The following is a 12,496-nucleotide window of genomic DNA, read 5'->3' on the forward strand; positions in this document are numbered from 1 at the left end:
TATAAATGAAAGACTTAACTCAAGGATCTATTCCTAAATTACTCATTAATATGGCTGTGCCTATGATGATTGGAATGCTGATCCAAACTTTGTATTTTTTAGTTGATTTGTATTTTGTGGGTCAACTTGGTGATACCGCTTTAGCTGGCCTCAGCCTTGCGGGCAATGCGATGTTTTTAATTTTTGCATTAACCCAAATTCTTAATGTCGGTACCACGGCACTGATTTCTCATGCTGTTGGGCGCAAAGATGAAGCGGATGCAAACGCCGTGTTTAACCAAAGTATGTTGCTTGCTTGCCTAATGGCGCTAGTTGTAGTGGTTATTGGCTATTTTGGTGCGCCAAGCTATTTAGCCAGCATTTCATCAGATGCGGCAACCATAGCTGCAGGGCGCGATTATTTATATTGGTTTTTGCCTGGTATGGCGTTGCAATTTCCATTGGTAGCGGTGAGTGCTGGTTTGCGTGGCACAGGAATTGTCAAACCCACCATGCTGGTACAAACCTTGTCGATTATTGTTAATATTATTTTATCGCCAATTTTAATTGCTGGTTGGGGTACTTCTGTTGCAATGGGGGTTGCAGGAGCCGGGTTAGCAAGTTCGATTTCGGTATTTGCTGCGGTATTATTACTCTGCGTTTATTTTGTTAAAGCTGAAAAATATATTTCGCTTAAGCCAAATTTATGGCGCTTTGATACTCAGATTATAAAGCGTTTGCTTGGTATTGGATTACCAGCAGGAGGGGAATTCTTTTTAATGTTTGCCTATATGGCACTGATCTATTGGTTAATTCAACATTTTGGCCCTGATGCTCAAGCAGGTTTTGGTCTCGGCTCTCGTATTATGCAGTCCTTGTTTTTGCCAGCGATGGCGATTGCCTTTGCAGCACCTGCTGTGGCGGGGCAAAACTTTGGCGCAAAGCGGTTTGATCGGGTACGTGAAACCTTCTTTTGGTCGGCGTTATTGACGTGTAGTTTAATGGCGGTATTAACGCTGGTGAGTTTTTTAATTCCCTCAGTGCTGGTCGGTGGTTTTTCTGGCGACCCTGAAGTTGTGTTAATTGCAGCTACCTTTTTACAAATAATTTGTATTAATTTTATTCCATCTGGTGTGGTGTTTACCTGCTCAGGACTTTTTCAGTCTTTGGGAAATACCCTACCAGGCCTGTATAGCACAGCGACACGGGTTCTGATTTTTACTGTGGTAGCCGTCTGGTTAAGCCATCAGCCTGACTTTACCCTCACGCAAGTGTGGTATTTGTCAGCAATCAGTGTGTGTATTCAAGCTGTGGTCAGTTTCTTGTTGCTCAAACGAGAGTTTAAACTGCGTTTACCTCGCGGCTATGTTGATGACCCCGTGGCGGTGAAGCTTGAAGTGAGCCAGTAAAGTAAACCATGTTTTCCTTTGATACACACTGATTGTGTAAATCAATTATTACAGTAAAAACGTGGTGTTTGCCGCGTTTTACTTCCCTTTTATCTGCTTTACGTTTACGTTAACTGACTTTGTCGTTTCTACCATCATAAGGCGTGTTGTGTGAGTAAAAATAAAACCTTTGGCAGTATGTTAATTATTGCCGGTACTACTATCGGTGCTGGTATGTTGGCACTGCCCATTGCATCAGCCGGGTTAGGCTTTTCAACCTCAATAGTAGTGATTTTGGCAACTTGGTTATTAATGACTTATACCGCTTTACTCATGCTTGAAGTTCACCAACATGCGGATGTCGACGCAACACTCAATACATTAGCCAAAGGATTATTAGGCCGAAGAGGGCAAGTCATCGCCAATTTCTCGATGATTTTTTTATTCTATGCGTTGTGTGCAGCCTACATTACCGGTGGTGGTTCGCAGTTACAAACCAACCTTAATAATTGGTTTGATTGGCAATTAGCCCCGCAAGTGGGCGCAATTATTTTTGCGTTATTATTTGGTTTTATTATCACCTTAGGTACTGGCACGGTTGATAAAGTGAACCGTGTTTTATTTATCACAAAAATACTAGTACTGGGCGCGATGTTTTATATGTTGACCCCTTATGTACAAATGCAGCATTTACTTGAAATGCCATTACAGCAAGGCCTTATTTTATCGGCTATTCCAGTGGTATTTACCTCTTTTGGTTTTCATGGCTCTATCCCTTCTATTGTTAAATACGTCGGTAAAGACATTAAGGTACTGCGTAAAGTAATGATTGTTGGTGCATCGCTGCCGTTGGTTATTTATTTGTTTTGGCAAGTGATAAGCCAAGGCATGATGAGCCAGCAAAGTTTACTGCAAAGTGAAGGGTTACCTGGTTTTATCGCATCGATTGCCACCTTGTTAAATAATCCTGCAATTAGTAAAGCAGTGACCATTTTTGCAGATTTAGCGCTCGCCACCTCTTTTTTAGGCGTGAGTTTAGGTTTGTTTGATTTTTTCAGCGATACCTTAAAAAAGTCCAATACTAAACAAGACCGTTTAATTACCGCGATTGTAACCTTTACGCCTCCCCTTGGTTTTGCACTTTTTTATCCGCAGGGGTTTATTATGGCGCTGGGCTATGCGGCCATCGCATTAGTGGTATTGGCGATATTTTTACCTGTAGCGATGGTGTGGCAGCAACGACGTAAGCAAGATAGTTTACCTGCAGGCTATCAAGTGGCAGGTGGTCAGTTTGCTTTGGTATTTGTTGCACTACTAGGTGTATTAATTATCAGTGCCCAGGGGTTACAAATGTTTGGCGTTATTCCTGCTGTGGGCTAACAACCCGCTTAGATATTAGATTTTGCTTTAATGAACAAAAAGGCGGTGAAGCGCCTTTTTTATTATAAGTTGCTCACTAAAGCGTGTTTCCATCTTGATCAACGGCCTTAAGTAGGAACTGATCAGGGAAGTTATCTTGCTCTTCTGGGCTTAATAACCACGGTGCTAAGCAACTTTTATCTGTCAAACATGGGTCACTTAACGCGTGTAAAAATGCGACTAACTGTGCACTTTGGGTTGGATTAAGCCCTCGTTGTGGCGCAAGTACTGCGCGTGCTGGCACTTCATTACGTTGTGCTTGCTCTAAATGGCTTGCAACTAAAATTGAGTTTTGATGGGCATCGTTAAAAATACTGGCGCAACTTTGGCTGTTTTTAAGCATTAATCCTTGAATTTGCTCAAGCTGACAATAAGCGGAATTTTCATTAATGTCAGCGGCTACATTGCTGCCAAATAATTGGTTAATTGCACCTCGAGGATTACTGTAATGACGCACAACTTGCTCAAGTGTTTGGTAAGCCCCTGAATGACCATATGGTGCAGTATGAGCAATATTGAGTAAAGATGGCGTGCGAAAATGGTAGCGATCGGCATTATTATTGGTCACATTTTCACGGCCAAAATCCGTGTTTGTGGCGGTATTGCTGGCATTGTCTTTTCCTACGCCTATTTGTGGAAAAGCAACCAAATGGTGGCGCTCATCACTAAAACTTGGGCCATTGTGACAAGCAGCACAACCGGCACCGCCGTTTTGTGGTGGGGTGAAAAACAGTAAAGCCCCCGCTTTTTGATCATTATTAAGTGCCTGTAAATCCCCTTTTAAATAATTAAACCAAGGATTATTGATAAAGACCATTGAGCGTTCATATTCCCCAATCGCACGGGCAATATGCTTAAAAGTGATGGTTTCATCATTAAAAACAGTCGAAAACTGGGCGGGCCATTGGTTAATAAACTGCGCCATGCTGTTATTGAAACGAGAATTAAGCGCCTCACGTAAGGCGTTATTATCAATCCCTGGAATAAATTCAGCGCGCATTTCTTCTACTGACGTGACAGGAAAGCCCGCTTGTGCAGTGGCTAATGAATCATTGGGGGTGAAATTACTATCGGCTCGGCGTCTTCCTTGCTGATCAATCATGGAATCTGGCGTTAAAATAGCCCCGTTGCGGTCACGTTCGACTCGACTGTCCCAAAATAAACCGCGCACGTACAATGCGATATTAAAAATAGTCGGTGAATTGCGAGGCACTAGCGGCGTATTGTCTGCTGTATTACTAAAACGACCACTACCTAATAAATCATGTGCAGCTTGATTTGTTTCATCAATTGCATTAACGCCTACTGGCAGTGAAAGAGTATCAGCTCCCGCAAGCAGAGGATGGTGACAGCTGGCACACGCAGCCGTTTGGTTGCCACCGAGATTTTTAGTAAAAAAAAGCTTTTTACCTAGTTGGGCTATTGGGTCTGAAATACTGGGTATATTAAGCGCAGCAAGATTGGGTACAGTTAAGTTTCGTTGCACAATTAAATTTTGTAATTGTTGATCAAGATTATCAAACCTTGGGGGAGGAGGGGGTGGGATCCTTCTTGCAGGTTCAACCGCCATGCCTTGCTCAGCAATGAACAGACAGCTCAATGCCAATGATGCAATGCTTATTTTTATTCTCGTTCTCATGATACAACCCTTGTGAGCAGAAAAAGTAACAACTTAACAGTACACAGCTAATGTGCAGAAAATGTGCAGTTACAGTGAATAAAACGTGGTTTTGAGCAAAGAGAAGGATGCAAATTGAGGTTTTACAGCGATGCGATTGATGTTAGCGTTGCGACGTAACTAACCTCAGTTATGGATAAGAGATTTACCAATGCATTGAATTAAAGGTTAATGTCTAAGTTTTTCATCTCTAATCAGATATTTTCAACACTGTTCGCGATAAAAATAACTGCTTGAGATAGATTTATTATTCAGCTTTCGGGTTAATTAACACATTCTAAACTGCATTAATGTGGCGCAAACACTTCAAGCAGTGTTGAGGCACTTTGTTGATTAACTTGCTGCCAAGCGGCCTCAAGTGCCATTACTAAACCTGAGTATCCATCTTGGCTTAAATCAACTGAAACACTAAAATAGCGACTTAACTCAACCGATTGAGCTAAGCCTTTTTGATATTTAACAATACGCCACAGGCCACTAATTTCTGCATTATTGTTGAGTCCACCATTAAATTCATTAATTTCCCACTGTAATTCGTAATAATGCGATTGATTGGAAAAAGGCAGTGCCGCACGCTTTTTGCTGATAAACATTGAAGGCAGTGCTAGGGTGAGTTGTTGCTCCGCATTATTGAGCAACATGGTCTCAATCGGTTGATCCCAAAGATGGTGGCTGGCATTTCGCATTTGAGTTGCTGTGCTTTTCATCGCGATACCACGGTTACTAATTGCTCCGTAAAGTACAGGATCAGCTAAAACCAACGGGATTGTTTGGGCACTTAGAGTGATACTGTGGTTCGAGTTGGAGGTTGAAAAATGATAATAATTAATGCTAGCGGGCGCAGACGTGCAGCCTGCGGTTAGCATCACAAAACAAAACAACCATAGCTTTTTAATCATTTTGTTTGCTCCGAGGTTGTAAATCTTCAATTGTTTTTTTATCAAAAATCAGCATATTAGGCTGCTCGTTTAGTGATTTTCCAAGCGGTTGAAGTTGTTCTGCCAGTTTTTTCATTTCTTCTACCGCGCGGTTCATATCGTGGTAAACCGGCGAACCCTGTTGGTAATCGGCCATGGTTTTAGCAAATTGTTTCATTGTTCGGTCAAACTGACTCATTGATGAGGTAATTTTATCTAAACTTTGCGACAACTCGGCTGGAATTTGCTGGGTTTTGCTTTGATTTACAAATACACGTAAATCGGCGGCGAGTTTTTCATACTCGGCGACTGTGCTATTTAATTGTACCAAGGTTTTTTCGACATCAAGTTTGTTTATTTTAGCCATGACTTCTGACAGTTGATTGGTGAGCACCGAAAACCCGCTTGAGATACTTGGAAAGACCCGATAATTGGCGAGCATTTTTGGTTGCTTTTGTTCTGCGTCTGGGTAAAAGTCTAAATCAACGTAGACAGCACCTGTGAGTAAATTTCCAGGTTTAAGTGACGCTCTTAGGCCGTTATCAATCCATTTTTGACTATTACTTTGCCAAAATTCTTTGGCGACTTTCGCTTCATGGTATAAACGGCGGTATTCTATTTTTATCATCACCGGCACTGCAGTATTGTCAGACATAAAATGGGCCGGTTTTCCGTCGACCACTAAAATAGCGGGTGCTTCGACCACGGTACCGACTCGAGTGCCCCGATACTCGACAGGCGCACCGACTCGTAATCCGCGAATTGATTGTTCAAACTCAATGACGTAATAATCATGTTCGTAATAGCGTTGCTCAAGTGCGGTTTTGTAATCATCACTTAATGAAAAAATATGGCCATCTTGGGCAATTTCGCCAGGTTTTTCCCGCTCTGGCACCGTAAACGAAATGCCGCCTTTGAGTATTTTGCTAAGCGAGCCGGTTTTGATACTAATGCCATCTGCATTGAGGTCAACTTCAATGCCTGAATGAACCCAAAAGACGCTGTTTAAGGTAATAAGATTTTGATAAGGCGCTTGAATAAATAAGCCATAACGCATAGTTTGCTCTTGCCAATCAAAAGTCGCGGTTTCAACTTGCCCGACTTTAAAACCTTTATAAAATACCCCTGTGCCAACATCAATTACTTCGGCATCACGGCTTAATAATTTTACTCGGCCCCCTTCGATATCATTAGGAATAAGTGGTGGATCGGTTAATAACTGAAATTGGTGAATGGTATCTTTATCCGTACCTGGTAAAAACTCAATATACACACCAGATAACAAGGTAGTCATACCGGTGATCCCTGTTTCGTCAATCCGTGGTTTTACCACCCATAATTTTGCATCTTGCGTTAATAGATGCACATAATGGTTGTCGATTTCAGCTCGAGCAATGACGCTTTTTTGATCGTCCGAGAGGCGTGTATGGCTGATAATTCCAATTTTGACACTGCGTACTTTAATCTCGGTTTTACCATTAATAATTCCTTCAGCAGAGGGCATTTTGATATAAATCACTTCACCTTGTTCCATCTGATATTTGTACAGCATCCAGCAAGCAACTAGCAAAGACATAATTGGTAAAAACCAAATCAGAGAAAGTTTATTTTTTTGTTTTATTTCAGCGGGTGAAGACATTACTTTCCTTAGGTTTTTTATCCCAGATCAAACGTGGATCAAAGGCATGGGCTGCGAGCATTGAAGTGACCACCATCGCAGCAAAAAAGAGCGCACCTTTTCCTGGTAATACAGACATAATGTTTCCAAGTTGTACTAAGGCCACAAGTATAATAACAACAAAGACATCAAGCATAGACCACTTACCAATAAATTCAGTTATTTTATATAGTTGTGTCGCTTGTTGTTGATCGAAGTTTCGCGTTGAGCTGACATTGATACATAACGTGGCGAGCACTGCAATTTTAGCAATGGGCACAACCACACTTGCGAAAAAAATAATAAGTGCGATAGGGTAGGATCCCATTTTCCAGAGGATCAAAATTCCTCCTACTATTGTCGAGGGCTCATCTTGTGATAAAACAACAGTGTGCATAATTGGATATAAATTTGCTGGAATATATAAAATGATTGCGGTGACTAAAAATGCCCATACCCGTTGGGTTGATTGTGGATTTCGTAAATGTAATGGGCTGTGGCAACGCGGGCAAAAGTCATCTTGGCTTAAACAATTACACATATGGCAGGCTTTTAATTCATGCTCAATGGCTCTGGTCGTGTGATATTGAGAGTCAGTTATCTGCTCATCACTAATTTGTTGCCATAAATTAGCAACGTTAATCCGATACAGACAGCCTATGTAGAGTAAAACAAACAAGCAAAATGACCAAAAGCTCAAACCAAACGCAATATCAGCCATCGCCATAATTTTAACCATACTGATCAATACACCAATTAAAAATATTTCTGACATCACCCATGGCGTGAGAGAAATAGTAAATTTTAATAAGGTGCGAGCGGCGCGCTGAGGTAATGCCGATAAGATGCCCAGTTGCATTAAGATATGCGATACAAGTAATAAAAAGGGCAGCAAAATAATACATAAATCCAGTAATGCACCAAGAATAGGCGTTTGGTAATTAAATAAAATTTTAGCGGCATCTAGCAGGGTTATTGTTTGTGTCATCCCTTGATTACTAAAGGAAATAAAAGGGTAAAAAAGCGAGCTGAGTAACATGATTAATGCACTCAGTGCCATTGAAATGACAGTGGCTTGGGTATGAAAGTTACCACGTGAAAGTTGATGACCACAATTAGGGCACAGTGCTCGTTGATTTGCCGCTAAAGCTGGCAAATCAACCAGAAAATCACAATGTGGGCATGCAACTAACTCTGGCATTAAAATTTATCGCTAGGTTAAAACGATAATTTTGCGTTAGTTTTTCAATTTTATCAATTAAGTACCTAGTATTATCTCAATAATTTACTGATCTTTTGCCATAAGCGTAACGAAGGTGATTCAGCTTTAGCGTGTGATTGAGTTACATGGGGAGCTGAGAGTAATACGGTCATATTTTTTAATTGCACAATTTTATTTTGGCGACGACAAATTTGTTGCACTACGTATTCATCAGAAGGGCCTAGGCCCTTTAATTCGATATCAACATATCCTAAGGCTAAATCTGCAATGGTAATTTTCTTTTCACCACTGTATTCAGAAGCGCGATGATTCACCGCACCTGCGCTAATAGTGACCAAGTCACCCAATTGCATCTCTTCACTTAGTGCAAAGGGAAAGGTAAAACTGTTATTGTGAGTAACATTAAAGGACTTACGTTGATAATCTAAGGTCAACAAAAAGGGATCGTCAGTTTGACAATCGAATGTTTTACCTTGATAGGGAGCTAAACTAGCCAATGTTTGTTTCGACAAACTAACAACGTGCGTCACGGTAATACCTTGTTTAATGAGTGAATGAGTTCAAGGTTATTATTGTCAATTATGCATGTTGCAATTGTATGACAATCTGGTCGAAATTGTTTTTATTTTGTCCATTCATTAATTCTTTCTTTAATCTATAAATACCAGTATGTTAGGTCTAATTATCTCGTTCAAATAACAAGAGCTGCTCATTTATGACGTTTTTTTATCGGATTTATCAGTTTATTTTAAAAATGTTTGTTGCTCTGTATCCTTTTCCTAAACCAGACTTATATGTCGGTGAACAAGGATTTAAGGACTTTATGTTTGCGTTATCTCACGCTAAACATAAAAAAATACTGATCGTCACTGATCAGGTTTTAAAACAGCTTCTTGTAATTAATCAAATAACTGACGCACTTGATAACATGGCACTTGAATATGTAGTGTTTGCCGATGTCAGTCCTAATCCAACAATTCACAATGTTGAGCAAGGTTTAGTTTTTTATCAAAGTCATCAGTGTGATGCCATTATGGCTATTGGTGGGGGGTCGGTGATTGATTGCGCCAAGTTAATTGGAGCGCGAGCAGTCAAACCAAATAAAACACTCAAGCAGCTTAAAGGCTTATTCAAAATCTTAAAAAAATTGCCACCGCTTTATGCTATTCCTACTACTGCTGGAACAGGATCTGAAACTACAGTTGCCGCTGTGGTATCGGACACAACGAGTCATCAAAAGTACGCTGTGACAGACTTAGTTTTAATGCCTAAAGCGGCGTTATTGTATCCACCATTAACCGTTAATTTGCCATCTTCTTTAACCGCAACAACCGCAATGGATGCACTCACTCATGCAATTGAAGCATTTATTGGTATCAACGGTCTCGCGTTTAGCGATCAAAAAGCATTGCTGAGTGCCAAGTTGATTTTGACTTATTTGCCAAAATGTCTGGCAGAGCCGACTAATTTAGATTATCGCGAACAGCTGCAATTGGCCTCATTTTATGCAGGTGAAGCCTTTACCCGAACATCTGTCGGTTATGTACATGCTATTGCACATAATCTTGGTGCTAAATATGGCATTGCTCATGGTTTGGCAAATGCTATTGCATTGCCTCATGTGCTGACTTGGTATGGTGAAAGCATTGAAAGTAAAATGGCGACCTTATATGACTATTGCCAATTGGAATTGGGCGCAGCGTGTCAAAAAACAAAAGCTAAAGCGCTTATTTCATTTATTGAACAATTAAATCAATCAATGGATATCCCCATTGAGTATGCTCAATTAAAATCGAGTGATTTTACAGCGCTTGCCCATGCAATTTTACAAGAAGCGCATCCTGATTATCCGGTACCAAGATTTATGAATAACAAAGAGTGTGAGCAGTTATTAAGGCAACTGTCGGTTTAATTAACTCAAACTTTGGATCAGAGGTTTATCAACATTATTAGTTAAAAATGCATATCAAGGTTGTACTTCTCAAACCAGATACTTTTAAAGCGAAGAAGATTAATTGTCACATCAATAGTGAGTCTATTGCACGTTAATCCAAGGCTATTAACTTTCAAGGTTATTTGCTGGTATGTGTGAAAGAGCCATCCCAGGGGAGTGCTGGTGGGGTTATTCTGTAAAGAGTGCAACGTTCTATATAAATAGTAAATAATAAACATGGCGATGTACTATTTAGAGTTTCAAATTGTTCAAGTGCTGCAGCAAACTCACTTTGCCAATACAATTGCAGCGCCGCTTCATAAGCAGCAAGATTAGCTAAAGTTGTTTCATTGAGCTGCTCAAATAATCCTAAAGGTTCAAAAATGGTTACAGGTAAGTCTTTTCCTTTTACTTTTACTTTATCGACGGTGCGGTAGATAAATTCTGAAGCTAATATTTTGGTATTTTCGCTCACAATAATATCGACCCCATACATTTTAGTGATCCCTTCAAGGCGGGATCCTAAATTTACGGTGTCACCCATTACGGTGTAGGCGATACGAAACTCGCTGCCCATGTTGCCAACACTCATTTCACCACTTGCAATACCAATGCCTACCTTTATTTCGGGCCAATTTTTGGCTTTAAAGGCGCGAGTTAGTTTATCCATTTGAATAATAATATTTAACGCCGCGCTAATAGCATGACTCGCATGCTGCTCATCATTAATGGGCGCCCCCCAAAAAGCCATTACCGCATCTCCCATGTATTTATCGATAGTGCCTTGCTGTTGGTGAATGCAATGAGTGATGGGAGTTAAAAACTCATTCATTAGTACAGTTAGTTCTGTGGGCGTCATTTTTTCTGACATATTGGTAAAATTTCGTACGTCAGTAAAAAGTACACTCATGATCCTATTTTCTCCCGCCAGCGACATTTCTGCTTGGTTAGAGTCGAAGTCGGTAACGAGCTCATGGGGTATATATTGACTAAATACTTTTGATAAACGGCGCTTTTTCTTTTGTTCGACAAAAAAGTTGTAATTGAGGTGCAAAAAACCACTGATGAAGATAAAAAATAACGGTGTGGCTAAGGTGAAAATCATATTCTGCCAATGCCAAAAATACAGGTTAAGCGCACAATAAACACTGGTCAGGCTAATGATAAAGACAGCGGCACCAATTGATTGTAAAAAAGGAAAAATAAAACTCATTAGCATAGCTAAAATAAATAAACTAAAAAGCTCTATTCCTAAACGATATCCTGGGGCATGTTTAAATCTTTGCTCTAAAATTGCAGATACAATGTTGGCATGCACTTCAACTCCGATATAACTTTTGCCAACAGGGGTTGCTCGTAAATCAAGTAACCCTGATGCACTGGTACCTAACAAAGCAATTTTGCCGCTAAGAGCGTCTATTGGTAATGCTTGGTTTAGCACGTCGGTGGCTGAAATATAAGTAAAGCTACCTTGTTTACCTCGAAATGGAACATAAACAGAACCCGTTTGATCTACCGGAATTTTATAATCCCCTAGCTTTATAAATTCAAGTGAACGTAAAGTACTTTGTTGATTACCTGAAAGCTGAAATTCGATAGCGGGTTGATTAAGGCTAATACGAGCAAGTTCAAAAGCGAGTGATGGGTATATTTGGTTGTTGTAATATTGAATCAGTGGGACTTTTCTGAGGGTTTCATCATCGCGAATATAATCAAAAAAACCACCAAAACCAGAGGCTTGTTGCAAAATGGCTAAATTGGCTGCGTATCCCGTACCGTAGTACAAATCGTTTTTAACTTCGTTGAGTATCTCAAGGGAGGCGAGGGGAGCTGGTAACTCTCCATTGGTTTGTTGGTCGTAAATACTGTGTTTAAATACAATCCCAAGCACAGCATCTCGTGCAATCAAGGCTTCGCTAAAACGTTGGTCATGATCAAGCTCTAAACGTAAATTTTGATATTGTGTTTCATCAAAAAGACCTTTTTTAAATAGATAACTCAGAGTATTAAGCGAATTGTTTGCTTGTGCTTCGGCAAATACAGCATCAAATCCTATGCTTCGGATCTGATAGTCGTCAAATAAGCGATTTATTAATTGGGCTAACTTATCACGAGGCCAAGGCCATTGCCCCTCATTAGCAAGACTTTTCTCATCAATGTCAATAATGATTATTTTGTCATCGATACTTTGCTCCATGGTCATTAATAAACGTAAATCATAAAGATAGTTTTCGACCTTGCTGATGATTGACCAATTAACATGTCCGCTTGTATGCACTGCAAGCATAAAAAATACCCCACCG

General features: G+C 40.2%; 9 protein-coding genes. 3 read left to right on the plus strand and 6 right to left on the minus strand.

The annotated features are described in order from the left end of the window. Nucleotides 1-5 precede the first annotated feature (5 nt). The gene (locus PTUN_RS20195; protein ID WP_009836858.1) at nt 6-1,388 is read left to right on the plus strand and encodes an MATE family efflux transporter; all 1,383 of its coding nucleotides are present in this window, start codon (nt 6-8) and stop codon (nt 1,386-1,388) included. A 150-nt stretch (nt 1,389-1,538) separates the two neighbouring features. Then, a complete protein-coding gene (locus tag PTUN_RS20200; protein ID WP_009836857.1) occupies nt 1,539-2,747 on the plus strand; it encodes an aromatic amino acid transport family protein in 1,209 nt (402 codons plus the stop codon). 76 nt (nt 2,748-2,823) lie between these two features. On the opposite strand, the gene PTUN_RS20205 is transcribed toward PTUN_RS20200, so the two are convergent. The 5 genes from PTUN_RS20205 to PTUN_RS20225 all read right to left on the minus strand — a co-directional run bounded on the left by PTUN_RS20205 (nt 2,824) and on the right by PTUN_RS20225 (nt 8,790). Beyond that, nucleotides 2,824-4,425: a cytochrome-c peroxidase gene (locus PTUN_RS20205; RefSeq protein ID WP_083781231.1), complete on the minus strand. Its 1,602-nt coding sequence runs from the start codon at nt 4,423-4,425 to the stop codon at nt 2,824-2,826. Nucleotides 4,426-4,751: 326 nt separating this feature from the next. Continuing rightward, nucleotides 4,752-5,363, minus strand: coding sequence for a PqiC family protein (locus PTUN_RS20210; protein ID WP_009836855.1), 612 nt, complete (start codon nt 5,361-5,363; stop codon nt 4,752-4,754). After that, nucleotides 5,356-7,020 (minus strand): intermembrane transport protein PqiB, encoded by a 1,665-nt coding sequence (pqiB, locus tag PTUN_RS20215; RefSeq protein WP_009836854.1) that lies wholly within the window; start codon nt 7,018-7,020, stop codon nt 5,356-5,358. Before pqiB ends, PTUN_RS20210 begins: the two co-directional genes overlap by 8 nt. Next, on the minus strand, nt 7,004-8,239 hold the full coding sequence (locus tag PTUN_RS20220; RefSeq protein ID WP_009836853.1) for a paraquat-inducible protein A: 1,236 nt from the start codon (nt 8,237-8,239) through the stop codon (nt 7,004-7,006). Before PTUN_RS20220 ends, pqiB begins: the two co-directional genes overlap by 17 nt. 71 nt (nt 8,240-8,310) lie before the next feature. Beyond that, nucleotides 8,311-8,790 (minus strand): hypothetical protein, encoded by a 480-nt coding sequence (locus PTUN_RS20225; RefSeq protein ID WP_009836852.1) that lies wholly within the window; start codon nt 8,788-8,790, stop codon nt 8,311-8,313. A gap of 185 nt (nt 8,791-8,975) precedes the next feature. Here PTUN_RS20225 and PTUN_RS20230 point away from each other — a divergent pair, with 185 nt between their 5' ends. After that, entirely contained in the window at nt 8,976-10,172 is a 1,197-nt protein-coding gene (locus tag PTUN_RS20230; RefSeq protein WP_009836851.1) for an iron-containing alcohol dehydrogenase, read from the plus strand. 160 nt (nt 10,173-10,332) lie between these two features. Here the strand turns inward: PTUN_RS20230 and PTUN_RS20235 are convergent, their stop codons facing one another. Then, nucleotides 10,333-12,480, minus strand: coding sequence for a CHASE2 domain-containing protein (locus tag PTUN_RS20235; RefSeq protein WP_009836850.1), 2,148 nt, complete (start codon nt 12,478-12,480; stop codon nt 10,333-10,335). Between the last annotated feature and the right edge of the window lie 16 nt (nt 12,481-12,496).

The organism is Pseudoalteromonas tunicata (genome assembly GCF_002310815.1).
Taxonomy (GTDB): Bacteria; Pseudomonadota; Gammaproteobacteria; order Enterobacterales; family Alteromonadaceae; genus Pseudoalteromonas; species Pseudoalteromonas tunicata.